Annotated in this window: 21 protein-coding genes and 1 pseudogene; 11 read left to right on the top strand and 11 right to left on the bottom strand. The window is 67.5% G+C overall.

Features of this window, described 5'->3' with window-relative positions:
* Positions 1–17: 17 nt before the first annotated feature.
* The gene (locus tag EEB19_RS22075; RefSeq protein WP_187589460.1) at positions 18–1,208 is read right to left on the bottom strand and encodes an FAD-binding oxidoreductase; all 1,191 of its coding nucleotides are present in this window, start codon (positions 1,206–1,208) and stop codon (positions 18–20) included.
* Between the two features lie 127 nt (positions 1,209–1,335).
* Between EEB19_RS22075 and EEB19_RS22070 the strand changes: the two genes are divergently transcribed.
* Positions 1,336–1,899: a type 1 glutamine amidotransferase domain-containing protein gene (locus tag EEB19_RS22070; protein WP_187589459.1), complete on the top strand. Its 564-nt coding sequence runs from the start codon at positions 1,336–1,338 to the stop codon at positions 1,897–1,899.
* A 45-nt stretch (positions 1,900–1,944) separates the two neighbouring features.
* Here EEB19_RS22070 and EEB19_RS22065 read toward each other — a convergent pair whose 3' ends face one another.
* The 3 genes from EEB19_RS22065 to EEB19_RS22055 all read right to left on the bottom strand — a co-directional run bounded on the left by EEB19_RS22065 (position 1,945) and on the right by EEB19_RS22055 (position 4,734).
* Positions 1,945–2,430, bottom strand: a complete 486-nt coding sequence (locus EEB19_RS22065) for a PPOX class F420-dependent oxidoreductase (RefSeq protein WP_187589458.1) — start codon at positions 2,428–2,430, stop codon at positions 1,945–1,947.
* A 149-nt stretch (positions 2,431–2,579) separates the two neighbouring features.
* Positions 2,580–3,665: a dihydrodipicolinate reductase gene (locus EEB19_RS22060; protein ID WP_187589457.1), complete on the bottom strand. Its 1,086-nt coding sequence runs from the start codon at positions 3,663–3,665 to the stop codon at positions 2,580–2,582.
* Between the two features lie 19 nt (positions 3,666–3,684).
* Positions 3,685–4,734: a Rieske 2Fe-2S domain-containing protein gene (locus tag EEB19_RS22055; protein ID WP_187589456.1), complete on the bottom strand. Its 1,050-nt coding sequence runs from the start codon at positions 4,732–4,734 to the stop codon at positions 3,685–3,687.
* A gap of 131 nt (positions 4,735–4,865) precedes the next feature.
* Between EEB19_RS22055 and EEB19_RS22050 the strand changes: the two genes are divergently transcribed.
* The 5 genes from EEB19_RS22050 to EEB19_RS22030 all read left to right on the top strand — a co-directional run bounded on the left by EEB19_RS22050 (position 4,866) and on the right by EEB19_RS22030 (position 9,157).
* Positions 4,866–5,495, top strand: a complete 630-nt coding sequence (locus EEB19_RS22050) for a TetR/AcrR family transcriptional regulator (RefSeq protein ID WP_187589455.1) — start codon at positions 4,866–4,868, stop codon at positions 5,493–5,495.
* A gap of 134 nt (positions 5,496–5,629) precedes the next feature.
* A complete protein-coding gene (locus EEB19_RS22045) occupies positions 5,630–5,950 on the top strand; it encodes a putative quinol monooxygenase (protein WP_187589454.1) in 321 nt (106 codons plus the stop codon).
* Between the two features lie 166 nt (positions 5,951–6,116).
* Positions 6,117–7,310, top strand: coding sequence for a thiolase family protein (locus tag EEB19_RS22040; RefSeq protein ID WP_187589453.1), 1,194 nt, complete (start codon positions 6,117–6,119; stop codon positions 7,308–7,310).
* The gene (locus tag EEB19_RS22035; RefSeq protein ID WP_187589452.1) at positions 7,303–7,965 is read left to right on the top strand and encodes a TetR/AcrR family transcriptional regulator; all 663 of its coding nucleotides are present in this window, start codon (positions 7,303–7,305) and stop codon (positions 7,963–7,965) included. Before EEB19_RS22040 ends, EEB19_RS22035 begins: the two co-directional genes overlap by 8 nt.
* A gap of 40 nt (positions 7,966–8,005) precedes the next feature.
* Positions 8,006–9,157 carry an acyl-CoA dehydrogenase family protein gene (locus EEB19_RS22030; protein WP_187589451.1) on the top strand — a complete coding sequence of 384 codons (1,152 nt, stop codon included), beginning with the start codon at positions 8,006–8,008 and terminating at the stop codon, positions 9,155–9,157.
* A gap of 56 nt (positions 9,158–9,213) precedes the next feature.
* Here the strand turns inward: EEB19_RS22030 and EEB19_RS22025 are convergent.
* Positions 9,214–10,869 (bottom strand): annotated as a pseudogene (locus EEB19_RS22025) (class I adenylate-forming enzyme family protein).
* Positions 10,870–10,997: 128 nt separating this feature from the next.
* Here EEB19_RS22025 and EEB19_RS22020 point away from each other — a divergent pair.
* From EEB19_RS22020 to EEB19_RS22000, 5 genes are all read left to right on the top strand, one after another.
* Entirely contained in the window at positions 10,998–11,840 is an 843-nt protein-coding gene (locus EEB19_RS22020; RefSeq protein ID WP_187589450.1) for a TetR family transcriptional regulator, read from the top strand.
* A 147-nt stretch (positions 11,841–11,987) separates the two neighbouring features.
* Complete coding sequence (locus tag EEB19_RS22015) at positions 11,988–12,944, top strand: cyclase family protein (RefSeq protein WP_187589449.1); 957 nt, start codon at positions 11,988–11,990, stop codon at positions 12,942–12,944.
* A complete protein-coding gene (locus tag EEB19_RS22010; RefSeq protein WP_187589448.1) occupies positions 12,941–14,599 on the top strand; it encodes a class I adenylate-forming enzyme family protein in 1,659 nt (552 codons plus the stop codon). The genes EEB19_RS22015 and EEB19_RS22010 overlap by 4 nt, the downstream gene beginning before the upstream one ends.
* Positions 14,600–14,729: 130 nt before the next feature.
* Complete coding sequence (locus EEB19_RS22005; RefSeq protein WP_187589447.1) at positions 14,730–15,881, top strand: serine hydrolase; 1,152 nt, start codon at positions 14,730–14,732, stop codon at positions 15,879–15,881.
* Between the two features lie 93 nt (positions 15,882–15,974).
* Positions 15,975–17,039: an alpha/beta hydrolase gene (locus EEB19_RS22000; RefSeq protein WP_187589446.1), complete on the top strand. Its 1,065-nt coding sequence runs from the start codon at positions 15,975–15,977 to the stop codon at positions 17,037–17,039.
* On the opposite strand, the gene EEB19_RS21995 is transcribed toward EEB19_RS22000, so the two are convergent.
* Genes EEB19_RS21995 through EEB19_RS21970 form a run of 6 tightly spaced genes read right to left on the bottom strand, consistent with a single transcriptional unit; the run spans position 17,011 to position 22,040 of the window.
* Complete coding sequence (locus EEB19_RS21995; protein ID WP_187589445.1) at positions 17,011–17,790, bottom strand: IclR family transcriptional regulator; 780 nt, start codon at positions 17,788–17,790, stop codon at positions 17,011–17,013. The two genes, EEB19_RS22000 and EEB19_RS21995, sit on opposite strands and share 29 nt — an antisense overlap.
* Before the next feature lie 46 nt (positions 17,791–17,836).
* The gene (gene pcaC / locus EEB19_RS21990; RefSeq protein WP_187589444.1) at positions 17,837–18,214 is read right to left on the bottom strand and encodes a 4-carboxymuconolactone decarboxylase; all 378 of its coding nucleotides are present in this window, start codon (positions 18,212–18,214) and stop codon (positions 17,837–17,839) included.
* Positions 18,214–19,446: a lyase family protein gene (locus EEB19_RS21985; protein ID WP_187589443.1), complete on the bottom strand. Its 1,233-nt coding sequence runs from the start codon at positions 19,444–19,446 to the stop codon at positions 18,214–18,216. The genes pcaC and EEB19_RS21985 overlap by 1 nt, the downstream gene beginning before the upstream one ends.
* A 34-nt stretch (positions 19,447–19,480) precedes the next feature.
* A complete protein-coding gene (pcaG, locus tag EEB19_RS21980) occupies positions 19,481–20,035 on the bottom strand; it encodes a protocatechuate 3,4-dioxygenase subunit alpha (protein WP_187589442.1) in 555 nt (184 codons plus the stop codon).
* Positions 20,032–20,871, bottom strand: a complete 840-nt coding sequence (gene pcaH / locus EEB19_RS21975; protein ID WP_187589441.1) for a protocatechuate 3,4-dioxygenase subunit beta — start codon at positions 20,869–20,871, stop codon at positions 20,032–20,034. The genes pcaG and pcaH overlap by 4 nt, the downstream gene beginning before the upstream one ends.
* Positions 20,856–22,040, bottom strand: a complete 1,185-nt coding sequence (locus EEB19_RS21970) for a 4-hydroxybenzoate 3-monooxygenase (RefSeq protein ID WP_187589440.1) — start codon at positions 22,038–22,040, stop codon at positions 20,856–20,858. Before EEB19_RS21970 ends, pcaH begins: the two co-directional genes overlap by 16 nt.
* Positions 22,041–22,169: the final 129 nt, after the last annotated feature.

Below are 22,169 nucleotides of genomic sequence, written 5' to 3'. Positions count from 1 at the left end.
GACTGCCTGTGCTGACGTCAGTCGGCCGCACCCAGACGCGCCTCCGGGGCGAAAACCGCCGGCACCCGGCCGGTACGGATGGTGTCGGCGAGCTTCTCACCGATCACGGGCGCATGCTTGAACAGATTGTGGCCGGCGAACACGACGATCGGACCCGTCCGCCAGATCGCCATGCCGTCGTCACCCCAGGGCAGACCGGTCACCCAGCAGTGCACGACATCCCGGGGCGTGGGGTCGAGCCCGGGCAGCGCGGTGGCCACGTATCGGGCTGCGGCGTCGGCGAGATCCGCGAGCCCGGCGCCGTCGTCGATCGCACCGTCGTCGTGGGCGTCGACGCTCTCGGCCATCCCGAGGCCGTACCCCGACCGATCGGGATAGACGGCGGCATACACACCCGTGGCACCGAACATCCCACTGCCGTCCTGCAGCGTCGGCATGCGTGACGCATTCTCAGGTGTGCCTCCGCCACCGACACCCCTGCCACCGATACCCCCGTCACCGATACCCCTGTCACGCACCGCAAACGACACGCGTACATGGGCACCGAGCTGTACCGGCACCGACATCCCGACGCCCCGGGCCAGCGCCGCACTACCGCGCCCCGCGCAGATGATCACCGCCCCATGGGTTCCCGCGGTCGTCGGTGTCCGAATCGTCACCCCGTCCCCCGTACGGTGCAGCGCGATCACCTGCTCGCCGACGGTGACCTCGGCGAACCGGTCGGCCAACCAGGTGATGGCGGCGCGGGTGTCGATCGATCCGCCGTCGACGTCGAGCATCGCGGACCCGTCGAACCCGGTGTCGTCCAGATCGCGGAGGATGGGCAGGACCTCACACAGCGCCGCCGAGTCCAGCGTCTCGACGGCCACGCCCTGCTGCTGCAGGATCTGCTGTCGCCTCGGCACCGCCGGTCCGAGCGCGACCGCCCCGTCCGCGGATATCAACGGCGTCCCCGCGTCCTCCGACCACATCCGCCACTGCTCCCGGGCCTGCACGGCGAGCCCGACCAGGCGCGGATCGTCGTGGGCGTGGCGGAAGATCCGGGACTGGCCTGCGGATTGCCCGTACCCGGGTCGACCCGACTCGTAGATCGTGACCGTGAACCCTTGTCGAGCAAGATGATGCGCCGTGGACAGGCCGATGATCCCGGCGCCGACCACGGCCACATCGGAGGTGATGTCTGAGGTGATGTCTGTGCCGGCGGACATGTCCCGACGCTACCGCCGCGGTTCACGCGGCACAGCGCAGTCGGCACCCGTGGTCCGGGTTTGCCGGCGGGGCCCCAGGGGTACATCTCCGCCTGAACGTCCGATCGAGTCGACGGAAAGGACCGCCATGCCGGAGGAACTGAACAACCACACCATCGCCTTCCTGGTCGCGCCCGAGGGCACCGAGCAGGTGGAACTCACCGAGCCGTGGAAGACCGTCGAGGCGGTCGGCGGTGCCCCGACACTCGTCTCGACCGATGACGGCACGATCCAGGCATTCGATCATCTGGACAAGGCGGACACCTTCCCGGTCGACGTCACCGTCGCCGACGCCTCCGTCGACGATTTCGATGCCCTGGTCCTGCCGGGCGGCGTCGCCAATCCCGACTTCCTGCGCACCGACGAGAAGGCGGTCGCGTTCATCAAGGCCTTCTTCGACGCCGGAAAGCCGGTGGCGGCCATCTGTCACGCGCCGTGGACGCTCGTCGAGGCCGACGTCGTGAAAGGCCGGGACATCACGTCGTATCCGAGCGTGCGCACCGATCTCCGCAACGCCGGAGCCAACTGGGTGGATGAGGAGGTCGTCGTGGACCGGTCGGGTCCCAACACCCTCATCACCAGCCGCAACCCCGACGATCTCCCGGCCTTCAACGCGACGCTGGTGACCGAGTTCGCGAAGTCACGGGCCTGACGCTCGCGCGTGCAACACGCCCCACAGAGATGCCGGGCGTCCGGTTCAGCCGTCCTGCGCGTCGAGGCGCTCGGCGACGTCGGCGGGGAAGCCGCCGGTTGCGATGGGACCCCATCGGGTCGGCGTGATCCGGATGAGCGACTTGCCCTGGGTGCGCATCGCGGCGCGGTACTCGTCCCAGTCGGGATGCTCGCCGGAGATGCTGCGGAAGTAGTCGACGAGCGCGTCCTCGGCGTCGGGCATGTCGAGCACCTCGGCGTCACCGTCGACCTGTACCCACGCACCGTTCCATTCGTCGGACAGCACGACGACGCTCGCGACGGGCGTGTTGCGCAGGTTCGTCGCCTTGGCGCGGCCCGGGTAGGTCGAGATGACGATGCGCCCCGCCTCGTCGAGTCCGCCGGTCACCGGGGACAGTTGCGGACTCCCGTTGGCGCGGGTGGTGCTCAGGATCATGTGGTGGCGGGGCCGGACGAAGTCCAACAGCTCGATACGGCCGACGACATCGGCTTTCGCAACAGTTCTGGCCATGTCGCCGACAGTACGCCGACGCCGGGAGCGGAGCGAGTGGGTCGACTGTCACCGACGCCGGGAGCGGAGCGAGCGGGTCAGATGTTCCCGACGCTGGGAGCGGAGCGAGCGGGTCGACTGTCACCGACGCCGGGAGCGGAGTGAGCGGGTCAGAGTTTGAATCGTCCGGCGAATCCCCGCAGCGGCAGGTCGGCGCTGGTGAGGATGCCCGGTGGCGCGGCGACGACGGATCGGATCGAGTTCAGTGCCGGCAACCCGGTCACGGTCATGCCGATCGACGCGAACGAGTCCGGATTGGACAGGTCCACCCCGGCTTTCGGGAAGATCATGTGCTTGCTGTACACCGACGGGTCGCCGGTGATGTGAGTGATGTAGCAGCCCTTGATGTCCCACGACGGATCCGTGTACGGCGTCATCTGCCACTCGAGGTGGGACTCGACCCGTGCGACGCCGTCGATCATGCCCTGGTACTTGATGTAGCTGCCACCCAGCGATCCCTGCGGAAGCGTGTACCAGCCGAGGTCGATGTCCTTTGTGCAGGCACCGAGTTCGTAGCTGAAGGCGACCTCGTCGAGTTCGAGGTCGAAGCAGTCAGCCATCAGATAGACGGAGTCGGCGAACACCTCTGTGTACTTGCGCAAGGACTCCGGGATCGACGCGTCGTCGACCGGCCGTCCGTATCCGACGGCCTTCCAGGTGTCGACCGAGTGATGGCAGGAGACGTCGACGGACTCGGTGACGGTGACGTTCTCGATGTCGGCGACGTCCATGGACTGCACGACGCCGATGATCTGGCACGCACCGGGATTCATGCCGGTGCCGTAGAACGTCGATCCACCGGTGCGGCACGCGTCGGCGATCACCTCGGACACCTTGCGGCCGCTGGCGTGTGGATGATTCGTGTCTCGGTGGAACCCGGTGATCCAGTCGGCGGTGGTGACGACGTCGATGCCCGCTTCGAGTACGGCCACGTAGAGGTCCTCGTCCGGGAACACGCCGTGGAAGGTCAGCACGTCGGGTTTCGCGGCGATGATCTCGTCCACCGACCCGGTCGCGATCACCCCGATGGGATCCAGGCCGACGATCTCACCGGCATCGCGTCCGATCTTCTCCGCTGTGTAGCAGTGCAATCCGACCAACTCGAGGTCCGGGTGGCTGCGGATCCGCCCGATCATCTCGGTCCCGAGGTTTCCGGTGGCGACCTGGAAGACCCGGATCGGTGTCGAGGTACTCATCGTGACTCGTCTCCTGGAATCATCGACTCGACGCGGGAATCACCGCGCCGCTCTGGGGTTGACGGGTGGGATCGACACCGGCGGGACCGCCGTCGGGGTAGAACTGTCGGGCCCAGTCCCGCAGCGCGGTGAACCCCTTGTACTCCTTGCGCGACAGTGCCGGCGGGTCCGAGTAGCGCTGATGCGCCCAGATGGTGACGTCGGCTTCAAACTGTTCGATGACGAAGTCCGCCATCGTCTTTCCGTACTGGGTGAGGTCGCCGTGTTCCTCGCCGGGCTTGCGGCCGATCCAGACGGTGAAGCGGACGTCGGAGGTGTTCTCGTCGACGGGCGTGACCGCGGGCATCGTCCGGTTGTCGACCATGCCCCAGCTCTTGGTGATCGAACATCCCAGGCCGGCGTTGATGGATTCGACTCCGCTGGTGGCGTTCTCGAGTGTGGCACCTTCGTCGAAGGCGATGGTGAAGTCGACGTAGGAGACCGGTCCGGAGAAGTCGTGGCGGGTGAACTCCGGCATGAACGGCGTTTTGTGGACGAACTTGAAGTGGGCGAAGTCGACACCGTTCTCCATGATGTACTGCGGGTGGATCTCGAGCCCCGGCCGGAACAGCGTCGCGGCCGGCACCGGCGGGTAGTAGTCGTCCGCGGTCTTGTCGTCCCCGAAGTCGGCGAAGATGTCCGGCACGTCGAAATGGGGCGGACGGTTCTCGACGTCGTACCAGAGCCACACCGCCTCATTGCGTTCGACGACCGGGTAGCTGCGGATGCGCCGACCTCGATTGGGATGGTTCTCATAGGGGATGCAGACGTTGCGTCCCGCGCTGTTCCACTCCCACCCGTGGAATGGACAGACCAGGTTCTCGCCCTCCACGTGGCCGCCGTACCCGAGGTGTGCGCCCAGATGCTCGCAGTACGCGTCGAACACCGAGACCTGCCCCGACACCGATCGCCACGCCACCATCTCGCGTCCGAAGTACGTCATCCGGTGCACGGCGCGTGCGCCGATCTCCGACGACCACGCCACCTGGAACCAGCCGGTCGGCTCCATCGACAACGGCGTCCTGGCCATCTGCGAACTCCTCTCGCACATCCGGGCTGCGCGCTCCCATTCGGGGGGCATCTGACGAAACCATAGTGGGTTCTGTGAAAGATTCACAGTGGGTTCTGTGAAAACGTCGAACGCGGTTAGGATCGGGAGCCATGACCCTCGACGCCGTCGGCGGACGTCGGACGAACCGACGCGGACTCGCGACCCGCGAGGCGATGCTCGACGCCGCGCTGGCGGCGCTGGCCTCGGGCGACCCCGGATCGGTGTCGGCGAACCGCATCGCCAAGGACATCGGCGCCACGTGGGGAACAGTGAAGTACCAGTTCGGCGACGTCGACGGACTCTGGGCGGCAGTGCTGCGCAGAACCGCCGACCGCCGCGGCGAACTCCCGTACCGCGAGAACAACACCGCTCCCCTACGCGAACGGGTCACCGAGATCGTGGAGATGCTGTTCCTCGGGCTCACCTCCGTCGACTCCCGCGCGATCGAGAACCTGCGCGCGACGCTGCCGCGTGATCACGCCGAGCTCGAACGCCTCTACCCACGCACCGCCGCCGAGTTCGCCTCGTGGAATCACTCGTGGGCCCGGGCATGCCAGAAGGCGTTCGCCGATCTCGAGGTCGACCCCGCGCGTGTCCGGGACGTCGCGGCGTTCATCCCCGGCGCGATGCGCGGGTTGGTGTCGGAGGCACAATTGGGCAGCTATCAGGACGACGCACTCGCGCGGCGCGGATTCGCCGGCGCGATCGTCGCGTATCTGGAACAGCCCGTTCATGATTGACGCCCACTGCGGATGTGGGCTTGGTCCCGGTTCGGCGAATCATGGTCACCGACCCGGCGTCGTCACCTACCGTCGGTGATCGGATCGACTCAACAGGATCCGCCACCGACCCATCAGAACAGGGAGCACCACACATGTCAGCAGTCATCGTCGTCGCCACGATCTCACCGAAGCCCGGCGAGGAGGCAGCCGTCCGGGACGCGGTCCTGGCCGCCATCCCCCAGGTCCACGGCGAGCCCGGCTGCGACACCTACGCACTGCACGAGGCGACCGGCGACTCGACCGACCTCGTGATGATCGAGAAATGGGAGTCGATGGAGGCCCTGGGCACCCACGGCGGCGCACCCGCGCTCACCGAGCTCGGCAAGGCGATCGGCCCGTTGCTTGCGGGTCCGCTCGACGTCAAGACGTTCACCGCCGTTCCCGCGGGTGACGCCGACAAGGGCGCCCTCTAGGGCAAGACCGGACGGCGGGACCCGCGAACTGTTGATTCCGCGGGTTCCGCCATGCTAGACAAGTAGAACGAGCGTTAGATCGGCCTCGCTCGCATCGATGTGGCCGTCGATGTCCCTGCGCCGATGATCAGCCTGTTCCGGTCAGCATCACCCTGGGAGGACCCTCATGCCCGAAGCCGTCATCGTCGACGTCGCCCGCCTCGCGTCAGGCAAGGGGAAGCCCGGCGGCGCCCTCTCGGAGACGCAGCCCGTCGAACTGCTGGCCCACGTTCTCAAGACGTTGGTCGAGCGCAACGATCTCGACCCCGCGCTCGTCGACGACGTGATCGGCGGATGTGTCGGTCAGGCCGGTGAGCAGGCCCTCAACATCTCGCGCACCGCGCTGCTGTCCGCCGGATTCCCCGAGTCCGTACCGGCCACCACGGTCGACCGGCAGTGCGGCTCGAGCCAGCAGGCCGCTCACTTCGCCGCACAGGGTGTGATCGCGGGCGCCTATGACGTCGTGATCGCCGCAGGCGTCGAATCCATGAGCCGGGTGCCGATGGGCTTCACCACCGTCGGGCGCAGCCCGTACGGTCCGAGCATCGCCGCACGGTACCCCGACGGTCTTGTCGGACAGGGTATCTCGGCCGAGTTGGTGGCCGCGAAATGGAAGTTCGACCGCGACACCCTCGATGCGTTCGCCGCGCAGTCCCATCAGCGGGCCGCACAGGCGGCGTCGGACGGGTTCTTCGACCGCGAGATCATCCCGATCGACGTCACCGATTCCGACGGCGCCCAGATCACCCACACCGTCGACGAGACCGTCCGCGCGTCCACCACCGCCGAGGGACTGGCCGGGCTCAAGTCGTCGTTCTACTCCGAGGAGAGCGCACAGCGATTCCCGGAGATCAACTGGCACATCACCCCCGGCAACTCGTCGCCGCTGACCGACGGCGCATCGGCCGCGCTGATCATGAGCGACACGATGGCCGCCAAGCTGGGACTCACCCCGCGCGCACGATTCCACTCGTTCGCACTCGCCGGCGACGACCCGATCTTCATGCTCACCGCGCCCATCCCGGCCACGCGCAAGATCCTGGAGCGTTCGGGACTGTCCGTCGACGACCTCGACGCCTACGAGGTCAACGAGGCGTTCGCGTCGGTACCGCTGGCCTGGGCCCATGAGTTCGGCGCCGACCCCGCGAAACTGAACCCGCGCGGCGGCGCGATCGCCCTCGGCCACGCACTCGGGTCGTCGGGCACCCGACTGCTCGCGACGCTGGTGAATCACCTCGAGGCGACCGGCGGCCGTTACGGACTGCAGACCATGTGCGAGGGCGCGGGCATGGCCAACGCCACCATCATCGAACGTGTCTGACACCGTCTCCGCCACAACGGGACCCGCAGTCGCCGACGACACGCTCGACGACTGGCGGGTGATCGTGCCGATCACCCTGCCGGTCACGCTCGCAGCCGCCAAGGAGGCGTTCCACAACCGCGGCTTCCACGGCACCTCGATCCGCGACATCGCGTCACGGGCCGGGGTGTCGCTGCCGACGCTCTACTATCACCACGACAACAAGCAGGGCATCCTCGTCGCACTCCTCGAAGCAGGCATGACGTCGGTACTGCGGCGCGTGCGTGCGGCGATCGCAGACGGCGAGACCCCCACCGAGCAGTTGTCGAACGCGATCGAGGCGATCGTCCTGCACATGACCGCAGATCTCGAATTGGCCAGTGTTGCAAGGGAGCTGCGGTACCTCGACGCCGACAACGAGCATCGCCGGCACTACGTCGGGATGCGCACCGAGGTCGAGGATCTTCTGGAAGGTGTGCTCCGCGACGGCATCGCCTCCGGCGACTTCCGGCTCGGCGATGATGTCAAGGAAGTCTTGCGCTACCTGCTGGGCGCTTGCCAGGAGGTGACCACCTGGTATCACCACGGCGGCCCCCGTACACCCGCGGAGATCGCCACGTCGTACGCGGCGACATCCCTTCGTGCGGTCGGAGCCGGAACACCGCACCGAGACTGATCCACCACCGAACACCGAGACACAGCTGAGGAGCGAACCCATGAAGCGCACAGTCTTCGAACCCGAACACGAGCAGCTCCGCGCCAGCGCGCGCGAGTTCCTCGCCCGCGAATGCGCCCCGAACGTCGAGAAGTGGGACGCCGCAGGCCAGGTGGACCGCGAGTCCTACTTGAAGGCCGGCGAGGCGGGACTGCTCGGCTTCAACATCCCGGAGGAGTACGGCGGCGGCGGGGTCTCCGATGACTTCCGGTTCAATGCCGTCGTCGTCGAGGAGTTCGCACGGTTCGGCGGTGCGGCGCCCGGCCTGAGTCTGCAGAACGACGTCCTGGTCCCCTACTTCCTCAACCTCGCCAACGAGGAACAACGCAAGCGCTGGATGCCCGGAATGGCCACGGGCGAGACGATTCTCGCCGTCGCGATGACCGAGCCCGGTGCCGGCAGCGACCTGGCCGGCATCAAGACCTCTGCCAAGCTGGACGGCGATCACTACATCCTGAACGGCAACAAGACCTTCATCTCGGCCGGTATCAACTCCGACCTCGTCGTGGTGGTCTGCCGCACCAACCCGGATCCCTCGGCGGGACACAAGGCGTTCTCGCTGCTCGTCGTCGAGCGGGACATGGAGGGCTTCGAGCGGGGCCGCAAACTGGACAAGATGGGCCTGAAGGCGGCCGACACCGCGGAGCTGCACTTCACCGATGTGCGTGTCCCGCGGGAGAACCTGCTCGGTGAGGAGAACAAGGGCTTCTATCACCTGATGCACAACCTGCCGTCGGAGCGTCTCTCGATCGCGATCGGCGCGATCGCGGGCGCCCGTGCCGTGCACGAGGAGACGTTGCAGTATGTGAAGGACCGCAAGGCGTTCGGCAAGCCGATCGGCACCTTCCAGCACAACCGGTTCGTCGTCGCCGAGCAGTCCACCGAACTCGACATCGCCGAGCAGTACCTCGACCGCTGCCTGCAGGCCGTCGTCGACGGTGAGCTCACCGCCGTCGACGCGTCGAAGGCGAAGTGGTGGTGCACCGAGCTCGCCAAGAAGGTCATCGACCAGTGCGTCCAACTGCACGGCGGCTACGGCTACATGAACGAGTACCGGGTGGCCCGCGCCTACACCGACTCACGCATCCAGACGATCTTCGGTGGCACCACCGAGATCATGAAGGACATCATCGGCCGGGATCTCGGGCTGTAAACCGCGATCGACCGCGAGACGGTGAAGGGTGTGCCGGATTCCGGCACACCCTTCATCTATCCACGCAGCTTGCGCCGCAACAGCTTTCCTGTTGCCGACCGGGGCAGGGAACCGACCAGTTCGACCTCACGCGGATATTTGTAGGCCGCCATCCGGTCGCGACAGTAGTCGACGAGGTCCGCCTCGGTGACGCTCGCCCCAACCCGCGGCACCACGTACGCCTTGGCCGTCTCACCCCGATAGTCGTCGGGTATGCCGACGACGGCGGCCTCCGCGACGTCGGGATGGCGGCCGAGCACCAGTTCCACCTCGTGCGGCCAGATCTTGTAGCCGGCCGCATTGATCACGTCCTTGCTCCGGTCGACGACGTAGAACCAGCCATCGGCGTCCATGAATCCGATGTCCCCGGTGCGCAATTCGCCACCGGTCAGCGCCGCCGCAGTGGCCTCCGGATCATCCCAGTACCCGCCGATCACCTGGGGCCCGCTGGTGATGAGCTCACCGATCTCTCCGACCGGGAGATCGCGGCCGTGATCGTCGACGACCCGGACCACGGTGTTGGACACCGGGACCCCGACCGACAGGACACCGGTCTCGTCGTCGACCGGCGCGCGCAGCTCGGCCGGCACGATGTGGGAGGGCGACGTGGTCTCGGTCTGGCCGTAGATGTTGTGGACGTACCCGCCGAGCGCCTCCTCGAGGCGGTCGGCGACGACCGGATCGATCGGCGCCCCACCGGAGTACCGCAATCTCAACGGCGCCATCTCGGCGGGGGTGATGTCGGATTCGTCGGCGAGACCGATGTAGGCCGTGATCGCGGCGACGGAGAACGCGGGCCGGTACTCGCGGATGGCGTCGGCGACGACGCCCGGGTGGATGCGATGGGTGAGCACGACCGGGGAGCGGAGCAACATCGCCAGCGTCACCGCCCCGACGAGACCCGTCACATGAAAGATCGGCGCCAGCGCCAGGATCGGCTCGCCGGCACGCAAGCCGGTCCAGTCGCGGTAGATCTGCGTGTTGAACGTCAGGTTCGCATGGCTGATGCGGGCACCCTTCGGGAATCCGGTGGTGCCGGACGTCGCCAGCAGCGCGGCGACGTCTGCTGGACCGACCGGACGACGCCGGGGCGCCGATCCGTCGTGTCCGGCCACCAGTGCGGCGAGATCGATGGTGTCGGCAGGTCGACGTCGACGGACCCCGTCGAACACCCGTGGGTCGTCGCGGGCCTGACCGTCGAGACCCGACGCGGTGACCACCACGGGGATCGAGACACCGGAATCGGTTGCGAGAACGGATCGCACGACGTCTGCGTACAGGTCGTCGAGCACCAGGAGGGCTGCGGGCTCGTACCGGCGGAGCAGCCAGGTGAGGTCGTCGGCCGTACTCATCGGGCTGATGGCGGTCGGGATCCCGCCGACCTTCCACGCGGCGACGAGTCCGACGACGAAAGCCGGATCGTTCTGGACCTGGAGCGCTCACCGGTCGCCCGCGCGGAATCCGCGCGCGATGAGCAGTGTCGCGAGGGCATCCGAGGCCCGGTCGAGTTCGGACCACGTCGTCGTGGTCCCGAAGTAGTGCACTGCCGGGTCGTCGGGCGCGGCGCGCACCGCGGCGTCGAACATGTCCATCGCGGTCCCGTGCTCCACACGCAGATGAGCCGGACGCTCACCGTACTGCGCGAGCCACGGCCGGTCGTCGTATGCGCTCACCCGACCTCCACCCCGCTCCTGACCGATCATCACCGCGCCGCACCCGGATCCTCGCGCCGTCCCGACGCTCGCACGGCCGTCGACGCTGCAGTCTACGGCCGCGGTCACCCACCGCTACCGTGTTCAGTATGGCCGAACCCTCCCCGACCGGTCCCGCGGTCCGTCAAGCCCGCGTGCGGGCCGGATTGACCCTGCGCGGTCTGGCCGCCGGGATCGGCGTGAGCGTCGGGACGATGAGTGCGATCGAGAACGGCAAGGTCGCGCTGACCATCGACCGCCTACAGGAGATCGCCGACCACCTCGGTGTCACCCCGTTGTCGCTGCTGAGCCCGCAATCGCAGCAGGTCCCCGTTCCGGTGGACCCGCCGCCCGCCGACGGCGACTGGCGTCACTTCACCGACCTCGACCTCGATCCCGCTCTGCGGGCGGCGGTCGAGGTGTTCACCGACCTGGGTTACCACGGCGCGACCATGCGACTGGTCGCCACCGCCGCCGACAGCAGCGTCGCCGGGATCTACCACTACCACCGCAGCAAGCAGCACCTTCTCGCCACACTGATGACCCGCACCATGGAGGACATCGAGTGGCGGGTCGTCGCCGCCGAGTCCGACGGCGATACCCCGGCAGAGCGGTTCGCACTCATGGTCGAGGCGCTCGCGCTGTGCCACGCCGTCCGCCGGGATCTCGCATTCATCACCGCCACCGAGATGCGCAGCCTCGAGGAACCCACACGTGGCGACATCATCGAGGCGCGACGACGTCTGCAACGACGCCTCGACGACGCCGCCCTCGGCGCCGCCGCCGACGGCACGTTCGCCGCACCGGATCCGCGCAGTGCGGCCCGCGTCGTGGCGACGATGTGCATGGCATTGCCGTACTGGTTCTCACCCTCCGGGCCGCTCACCCCGGCCGACGTGGCCCGCGAGTACGCCGACCACGCACGGGCCATGATGCGTGTTCAGTCCAGCTGAACCGCAAAGCGTTTGCCGGACAGCCGTTTTCGATTTCGCCAAAGTGCTTGACGTGCGCCCGGATACCTGTGATCCTCGTCTCACTGAACATTCCGAACGTTCGCTCGAAACGTTCAGTCCGCGAATCGACTCACTGGAGAGGCGCCCATGACCACCGCACCCGATCTCACCGAACTCCTGGCCGGATCCCCGTCGAACTGGGGCAAATGGGGCGCCGACGACGAGGTCGGCAGCCTCAACTATCTGACCGCCGAGCAGGTCCTCGCCGGCGTCGGACTGATCAAGAAGGGCGCCCTGTTCACCCTTCAGCGACTGATCGGCGATCCCAACGGCGACCCGGTCTGGCCCGGACGCAGCCCGGCCACCCGCGAGATGATCTTCGACGAGTCCAACTGGGACGAAGGTGGCGACGGACCCGCCTTCCCCGGCGGTCTGCACTACGCCGACGACAAGATCAATGCGTTCCTACAGGGCTCGACTCAGTACGACGCCCTGGGCCATGTCTGGTACGACGGCCAGATCTACAACGGCTACGACGCCCGCACCACCGTCGGCGGACTGGAGAAGGCCAGCGTCGAGCCCATCGCCCAGCGTGGTGTCGCCGGCCGTGCCGTGCTGCTCGACATGGCCCGCCACCTCGGCGTCGCACACCTGAAGGCCCGGCAGACCTTTGACCACACCGACCTCGAGAAGTGCGCCACCGCACAGGGTATCGAGATCAAGCCGCGGGACATCCTGCTGATCCGCACCAACCATCTCGACCTGTTCTTCGAGGACGAGGAGTCGTTCTACGGCGACTTCTGCGAGCCCGGCCTGGTGTACTCGCCCGAACTGGTGAACTGGTTCCAGGACAAGGAGATCCCGAACCTGGTGACCGACACGATCGCGAACGAGGTCACCACCGACCCGCACTCGGGCGTGGCCCTCGTGCTGCACAACGCCCTGATGCGCAACCTGGGCATCGCGTTCACCGAGATCTGCGACCTGGAGAAGCTCGCCGACGACTGCGCCGCCGACGGGGTGTACGAATTCTTCTATGTCGCAGCGCCGTTGAAGATCCATCGCGCCACCGGCGCACCGGTGAACCCGGTGGTGATCAAGTGACCTACGCCGATCGGCCGTGGCTCGCTCGCTATCCGGCGGGCAGCCCGGCCGACATCGAGGTCGAACACCCCACCGCCCTCGCCGTCTTCGATGCGGCGGTCGCAGCGGAGCCGGACTCCGCCTTCCTGCACTACTTTGATGCGACGTTGACGTTCGCCGAGGTGAACGCGGCCGCGGACGCAGTGGCCGCCGGCCTGGTCGCGGAGGGTTTCGGGACCGGCGATCGTCTGGCGGTCTATGTCCAGAACAATCCGGCGTTCGTGATCGGGATCGTCGCGGCGTGGAAGGCGGGCGGCATCGCGGTTGCGATCAACCCGATGAACAAGCAGCGTGAGCTCACCTACATGCTGGTCGACTCCGGCGCGACGGCGCTGCTGACCCTCGACGATCTGTACGTCGACGTCGCCGAGCCGGTGATCCGGACCGGGACGACGGCGGTGCGGACGGTCGTCACGACATCACCGCTGGATTTCCAGACCCGCGACGATCCGCGGCTGTTCGCCGGTGCGCAACGTCGACGCCCTGCCGGCACGCTCGACCTCGTCGAGACGATCGACCGGTTCGACGGCACGCCGCCGCCGGCTCCGTCGCCGACGGCCGACGACATCGCCGTGCTCACCTACACCTCGGGTACGACCGGAGAACCCAAGGGCGCGATGAACACCCACGGGAATCTGGCGTTCAACGCGCAGACGTACCGGGACTGGACCGGGCTGAAACCCGGTGAAGGGGTGCTGGGTGTCGCGCCGCTGTTCCACATCACCGGTCTCGTCGGCCATGTGATGACGTCGATGCTGGTGCGGGCGCCGCTCACCCTGACCCACCGGTTCGCGCCGGATGTGACCCTCGACGCGATTCGCGAACGCCGGCCGGTGTTCACCGTCGCGGCCATCACGGCGTTCAACGCGCTCTCGGCTGCATCGGGCGCCACCCCGGCCGACTTCGAGAGTCTCCGCGTGCTCTATTCGGGCGGTGCGCCGATCGCACCAGCCATGGCGGATCGCCTCGAGAAGGTGTTCGGCGCCTACATCCACAACATCTACGGGCTGACCGAGACGTCGTCGCCGTCGCACGGGGTGCCGCTGGGTGTCCGGGCGCCGGTCGACCGCACCTCGGGCGCGCTGTCGGTCGGGGTTCCGGTGTTCAACACGGTCGTGCGGGTCGTCGGCGAGGACGGCGACGACGTCGAGGTCGGTGAGGTCGGCGAGTTCGTGACCTCCGGACCGCAGGTCGTCAGCGGGTACTGGAACAAGCCGGACAAGACGGCCGAGTCGATCCCCGGCGGCGAACTGCGGACCGGTGATGTCGGCTTCATGGACTCCGACGGCTGGTTCTACGTCGTGGACCGCAAGAAGGACATGATCAACGCGTCCGGGTACAAGGTCTGGCCGCGCGAGGTCGAGGACGTGCTGTACACCCACGACGCCGTACGGGAGGCCGCCGTCGTCGGCGTGCCGGATGAGTACCGGGGCGAGTCGGTCAAGGCCTACGTGTCGCTGCAGGACGGGGCATCCGTCGAGCCGGAGGAACTCATCGCGTTCTGCAAGGAGCAGATGGCCGCCTACAAGTACCCCCGCGAGGTGGAGATCGTCGGCGAGCTCCCGAAGACCGTCACCGGCAAGATCCTCCGACGCGAACTCCGCGACAACCGCTGACGGATACGCATCGACCGGGCCGGTTGTGGTCTGCGGCCGCCTTCCGGCGCAAACCACAACCGGCGACGGGCACGGTGTTCTACCGTCAGCCCAGACGGCGACACGACGTCGCCCGGCGAGGAGTGATCCCATGACCGAGACGCCCCGGGTGCACGGCAACACGGACCCGCGATTCGACAGTGTCCGGGACGCACTGGCAGAGCAGCTCGCATCCGGAGAGGAACTCGGCGCCGCCATCGCGGTGGACATCGACGGCGAGGTCGTCGTCGACATCTGGGGCGGCCACCGCGACGCAGCCCGCACGCTGCCGTGGGAACGCGACACCATCGTCAACGTGTGGTCGACGACGAAGGAGATCACCGCCCTCGCGGTGCTCGTGCTCGTCGAACGTGGCCTGGTCGACCTGCATGCTCCGGTGGCGACGTACTGGCCCGAGTTCGCCCAGAACGGCAAGGCGGACATCGAGGTCCGCCACATCATGGCGCACACCTCCGGCGTCTCCGGGTGGGATCAGCCGTTCACCGTCCCCGACATGTACGACTGGGACTCGTCGGTGGAACACCTGGCCCGCCAGGCGCCGTGGTGGGAGCCGGGGACCGCGTCCGGCTATCACGCGCAGAACCAGGGTCACCTGCTCGGCGAGATCGTCCGGCGGGTCACCGGCACACATCTCAAACGCTTCGTCGCCGATGAGATCGCCAGACCGCTCGGCGCCGACCTCCAGATCGGTGCCGGGCCCGAGGACGACGACCGGATCGCCGAGATCATCCCGCCACCACCGTTGGATCTCGACCTCAGCACGATCTCCCCCGACTCGCCCATGGTGAAGACGTTCACCGGCCCCGCTGCGAGTGCGTCCGCCGCGAACACCGTCGAATGGCGGCGTGCCGACCTCGGCGCCCTCAACGGGCACACCAACGCCCGCGCCCTTGCCCGCACGTTGTCGGTGATCTCTCGCGGCGGCACCGTCGACGGCGTGACGCTGTTGTCGGACAAGACCATCGATCAGATCTTCGACGAGCAGGCGCGAGGCATCGACCTCGTGCTCGGCGTACCCCTGCGCTGGGGAATCGGCTTCGGATTGCCCGAGCCGGCGACCCTGCCCTACCTGCCGGACGAGCGGATCTGCTTCTGGGGTGGCTGGGGCGGTTCGATGACCATCATGTTCCCGCTCCAGAAGATGACCGTCTCCTACGTGATGAACAAGATGGCGCCGGGCATCATCGGATCGGAGCGGTCGGCCGCATACGCCAACGCGATCTTCGCGTCCCTCGGTACCTGAGAGGGGTCACCGGGGCACCCGAACGCGGGCCGATCGCCCGGCGCACCGATCCCGTAGGATCGCCCGTCGAGATCATTCGAGGGGGAGACACGCATGCTCGACGGAGTCCGCACGCTGTACCGGTTGACCCGGGGTGAGCGCGTGGCCGAGGATCAGCCGACGCCGCACACGCTCATCGCCGACGGCCCGCATCGGCACCTCGTTCGGCACGGCACCTACGACGACCTCGTGGCCGCTCGGGCCGCAGGTCGCGCTCCTGTTCTCCTCGTGCCGCCGCTTGCCGTCCCCGCTCGGTGCTATGACCTGTCACCCGACATGTCCGTCGTCGCGTTCCTGCTGTCGACCGGTCGCATCCCCTATGTGATCGACTTCGGCGAGATGGGTTATGCCGACCGGCATCTCGGGTTCGAGGAGTTCTTCGACGACATCGTTCCCGAGGCGATCGAGAACGTCGTGGACGACTACGGCGTTGCCGGCACGCGGGTCGATCTGGTCGCCTGGAGTCTCGGCGGGACGGTCTCGTTCCTCACCGCCGGCGCACACCCCGAACTGCCGGTACGGTCGATCACCGCGGTGGCCACCCCGCTCAACTACTCGCTCATACCGCCCTATCCGCTGGTCAAACAGGTCGTCCGACCGATCGGGGCCAGTCCGGTTCGCTACGGCCTCAAGGCGCTCGGCGGCATCCCGGCACCACTCGTCCGCGTCGCCTACCGTGCGACCGCCTGGCAACGCGAGATCAAAAAGCCCGGCTACATCATGCGCAACGCCGACAACACCGAGGCGCTGGCCCGGATGCAGGTCATCGACTGGTTCCAGGATGCCATGCCCGGATATCCCGGCAAGCTCGCCGAGCAGATGTGGGTCAACCTGGTCTATCGGGACGAGATCGCCCGCGGCGTCCTCGATTTCGGCGACCGGACAGTCGATCTGACGTCCATCGCGGTGCCGATCCAGCTGTTCGGCAGCCACCGCGACGCGATCGTCAGCTGGGCCGGGGCCCGGCATGGCGTCGAGTTGTTCGCCGACTCCCCGCAGGTGCATTTCACCACGGTCGAGAGCAGTCATCTCGGTCTCATCGCCGGCGCCGACGCAGCGGCCAACACCTGGCCGCGGATCGACGAGTTCCTCACGGCGCTGGACGATCCGGAGGAGTAGCCGTGTCCTGCAGCACGCGTCCCACGCCCTGCGCGGCCACCTGGGCGGCGACGACGAGTGACGGCCGATTGCGGCCCAGCGTGGGTACGACCACCCCGAGCGCGGCGACGACGCGGTCGCCGTGGCGGACCGGAACCGCGACGGAACACGCACCCAGAGTCATCTCCTCGACTGTCGTCGCATAGCCCTGCTGCCGGATCTGACGGAGCTGCCGATCGAGAACTCCGGCGGCGACGATCGTATGCCGCGTCATCGGCACCAGGTCGGCCATCGCGGCGCGCCGGACATCGTCGGGGGCGTCGGCGAGCAGCACCTTGCCGACGCCGGTGCAGTGCAACGGGAGTCGGCTGCCCACCCGGCTCACCACCGGCACCGATGCACGTCCCGACAGGCGGTCCAGGTACAGCACCTGCGTGCCGTCGCGGACCGCCAGATGCACGGTCGCCAGCGTGGCCGCATACAGATCCTGCAGGAACGGGGCGGCGATCTCCCGGATACCGGATTGGATCGGGGCGAGCAGACCGAGGTCCCACAGCCGGCGCCCCACAACGAAGGTGTTGTCGGGTCGGCGGCTCAGCGCCCCCCACATCTCGAGTTCGCGGACCAGTCGGTGCGCGGTGGGGACGGGCAGACCGGCGCGATCGGCGATCTGGGTGAGCGTGAGTGCGCGGTGAGATCGATCGAAGGTGCCCAGCACGGCCAGGATCCGCGATGCGACCGACTGTCCGGGACTGCCGGTGTTGCCCGCCATCGCTGCCCTTCCCTCGATTTCACTCAGTGAAATCGAGGGTACGCGCTCACTGTTCCGCGTCGAGTTCCGCGAACACCCCGGACGCGATGCGGAACGCGGTGTTGGCGTCGGGCACACCGCAGTAGATGGCCGATTGCAGCAGCACTTCCTTGATCTCGTCGCGGGTGAGGCCGTTGCGAACTGCGGCACGCACGTGCATGGCGAGTTCCTCATGGTGCCCGCGTGCGATGAGTGCGGTGAGGGTGATCATCGAGCGGCTGCGGCGATCGAGTCCCGGGCGGGTCCAGATGCTGCCCCACGCGTACTCCGTGATGAGGGTCTGGAAATCCTCGGTCAGTTCGGTGATCGCGTGTGTCGCCCGATCGACGTGGGCGTCCCCGAGGACCTCGCGTCGTACGGACATCCCGTCGTCGTACTTCGACATCAGTTCCCTTCCCTTTCGTCTCCCCCGCCACGTGCCGCTCGGGCGAGCTGTGCGTCGATGAAACTGTCCGTGGCCCCGAGGTATCCCGACGCCGGCTCATGTCCGGCGATCGTGGCCATCGAGTCCTGTTCGGAGGTGACGGCGGTCCCTGCCGCCTCGAGATTGTCACGCATACGAGCAGCATCGACGCGCAGTTCGGCGAGGAGTCGGCTCGTCTGCCGTGCCGCGATCACGGTGCGCCGCACCAGGGTGCGCAGCGCGTCCCACTCGACGTGCCATGCGCCCGGCGTACGTTCGTCGACGGCGTCGGCGGCCGACAGATGCAGGGTGGCGCCGAGTGCCGGGGCGCTCAGGGCGGACCGTCTGATGAGCACCGACAGCACCGGATTGGCTTTGTGCGGCATCGTCGACGACGAACCGCCGGAACCCTCGGCGAGTTCACCGATCTCCGGACGAGACAGGATCAGGACATCGTTGGCGATGTGGCCCCATGCGTCCGTACACCCCAGAGTGGCATCACCACAGCGCGCGACGGCAGTGCGGACCGAATGCCATGGCGCTGCCGGAGTCAGCCCGAGCAGTCCGGCGACGACGGTCGCCGCTTCGAGTGCGGCGCCGGGATCTCCGCCGGTCCCGGAGAGCTCGGCCGCGGCGGCCGACGTGCCTGCAGCACCACCGATCTGAGCGGGGAACACCAGGCGCGCGAGGAGTTCGCGCGCATCGACGACGCCGTGCAGCCACTGCGCTGCCTTGAGGCCGAATGTCATCGGCACCGCGTGCTGGGTGAGTGTCCGCGCGACCATCGACGACCCACGGTGATCGCCGGCGAGTGTGCTCAGTGTCTGCACCTGGGCATCGAGTTCATTCGCAATGACGCCGACACCTGCTCTCGCGCACAGCATGAGTGCGCAATCAACCACATCCTGACTGGTCAGCCCGCGATGCAACCACGAGGCGGCGGTTCCCGATCCGAGTCCGTCGCGGAGCCGGCGCACCATCGGGATCACCGGGTTCCCGCCCGACTCCGCCTCGATCGCGATCGCCTCGAGGTCTGCGGCACCGATCAGCGGGCGAAGGGACTCGACGGTGACCTGCGCGTCCGGCGGCGCGATCCCGGCGCTGACCAGTGCGGTCGACCATGCCGCCTCGACGCGAAGCATCGCATCCAGAACAGCTGTGTCGGTGAAGATCTCACCGGCGTGGTGATCGCCCGGCCAGAGCAGGTCGGTCATGTCGCCACCGCGGGACACGCGACCGAACGCGACGTCATCGGCCACCGTGGTCGAGGAACACCGTCTCCCCGTCACCCTGCAGGTGGATGTCGAACCGATATCCGTCATTCTCCGCGGTTGCGATGAGTGTTGCGCGCCGATCGTCGTCCACCGACCCGAGCAGCGGATCCGCGGTGAGCGCGCGCACGCTGTCGGGCAGGTAGGCACGCGTGAAGAGCCGGTCGAGCAACCCGCGCGCGAACACGCACACCGCGAAGAACGGTGCAGACCCCTCGGTCACGGCGCCCGGCGCCACGGTGGCGAAGGTGTAGTGCCCGACGCGATCGGTCTGCACCCGGCCGAAGCCGGTGAACGTGAAGCCATCTCGACGTAAGGAGCCAGGCTCCTGGCTCACGGCGCCGGAACCGTCTGGCTGCCAGATCTCGATCAGTGCATCTGGTACGGGATCGCCGGCACCGTCGAACACCGTGCCGTGCAGCCGGATACGGTCGGGATGTCCGGCCGAGACCAGCTCGGCCCCGCCGTCGAACGGCAACGCGTAATGGAAGAACGGGCCGACGGTCTGGCCCGGTGTCGGTGCGAGGTTCACTGCTCCTCCTCCATCGGGGTCTGTCCGGTTCCGGTGAGCACGATGTCCCAACGGTATCCGGTGCTCCACTCATGTTGGGTCAGATCGTGGTCGTAGCTGGCGACGAGTCGATCGCGGGCGTTTTGATCGACGATCGCCTGATAGATCGGGTCGAATGCGAACAGCGGGTCGCCCGGGAAGTACATCTGCGTAACCAGCCGCTGGGTGAACGCTGTGCCGAACACCGAAAAGTGGATGTGCGCGGGCCGCCACGCGTTGTGGTGGTTCTTCCACGGGTAGGGGCCGGGCTTGATGGTGGTGAACTTGTACCAGCCGTCGTCGTCGGTGAGACAGCGACCCACACCGGTGAAATTGGGATCGATCGGGGCGGGATGTTGATCGCGTTTGTGGATGTAGCGACCGGCCGCGTTCGCCTGCCACACCTCCACGAGCTGGTTGCGCACCGGCCGTCCGTCGCCGTCGAGGACCCGTCCGGTGACGACCAGTCGTTCGCCGACCGGATCACCACCGTGCTGGATGGTGAGATCGGCCTCGAGAGGGTCGACGTCGCGGTGGCCGAACGCCGGTGTCCAGAGTTCGATGCCCTCGGGGTCGGAGTGGTGAAAGTTCTTGGTGGGGTGACGCAACAGGCTCGACCTGTACGGGGCGTAGTCGAGTCGCGGCGCCGTCTCCGGCGCACCGCCCTCCGACAGCGACGTCGCATAGTCGGAACCGATTCGTGCGATCTCGTCGCTGATCTGCTGTTGCGTGCCCTGGCCCGCGTCCGAGGAGATGTGGCCGTGGTCGTCGAACACCTCCGACTCCTCGTCCGCGCCCGTGATCAGTGGTGTGGCCATCCTGTGTACCCTTCTGCGAGATAGGTGGAGCCGGCCTCCGAGGAGACCAGGGACTGCAGCTCCCCGAGTTGCCGCTGTTCATCGAATTCCGATGCACCCGTGGCGTTGTGGAGCATCGTGGTCATCCAGTAGGAGAAGTGCTGCGCCTTCCACACCCGGCTCAGCGCGCGGTCGGTGTAGGTGTCGAGCGCGTCGACGTCTCCCTTGCCGATCGCCCGCTCGACGACCTCGGCGAGCACCCGCACATCCGACAGCGCGAGGTTGAGACCCTTTGCGCCCGTGGGCGGGACGGTATGGGAAGCATCGCCGGCGAGCAGTAGCCGACCGTGGCGCATCGGCGACTGGACGAAGCTGCGGAACGGCAGGACTGTCCGCTCGATGACCGGCCCCTCCTGCAATCGGAAGCCGTCGACTCCGGACAGGCGGGTGTGCAACTGCTCCCAGATCCGGTCGTCGGACCAGTCGTCCGGATTCTCGCCGGGGTCGCACTGGAAGTACATGCGCTGCACGGTGTCGGTGCGTTGGCTGATCAGGGCGAAACCCTGCGGAGAGCGGTTGTAGATGAGTTCGGGGGCGCTCGGCGGCGCCTGCACCATCACCCCGAACCAGGCGAACGGATACTCGCGGAAGTATTGATGCGGATCGGCGACGAGCCGGCGGCAGATGCTGCGCGAACCGTCGGCGCCGACGACGAGGTCCGCGGTGATCTCGTGGCGCGCGCCGTCGACGTCGGTGAAGCGGACCGCCGGCGCGTCGAGGATGTCGATCACCTCGGTGTCGGTGATGCCGTAGTGCAGGTCGCCGCCGTCGCGGGTCCGTGCGCGATGCAGGTCGACGAAGACCTCGGTCTGCGGGTACAGCCAGCACGAGGCACCGGTCAGCTTCTGGAAGTCGATGCGGTGGCTGACCCCGCCGAAGCGCAACGCGATGCCCTCGTGCTCATGCCCCTCGGTGAGGACGCGATCGGAGACCCCGGAGTCGACCAGTAGGCGGACGCTGTCGCGCTCGAGGATGCCGGCGCGATGTGTGGTCTCGATCTGTTCGACGGTGCGGTTGTCGACGACGACGCTCTCGATGCCGGCGACATGCAGCAGATGCGAGAGCATGAGGCCTGCCGGCCCGCCGCCGACGATGGCCACCTGGGTTCGAGTGGTGGACCCAGCGTTCATGGACTGTCTCCGCATTCTGTGAGGTGGTGCGATGGGTCGACCATAGGAGTCGCCGATCACAACTGTCGACGTGAGAGTTTCACTCAGTGAAAGTCCGGCGGTTAGCGACCCGACGCCGCGACAGCCCGC

This window comes from Gordonia sp. OPL2 (genome assembly GCF_003797825.1).
In the GTDB taxonomy this organism is placed as follows: domain Bacteria; phylum Actinomycetota; class Actinomycetes; order Mycobacteriales; family Mycobacteriaceae; genus Gordonia.
The sequence above is the reverse complement of the archived record's forward strand: the minus strand, read 5'-3'. Positions and strand labels throughout refer to the sequence as shown.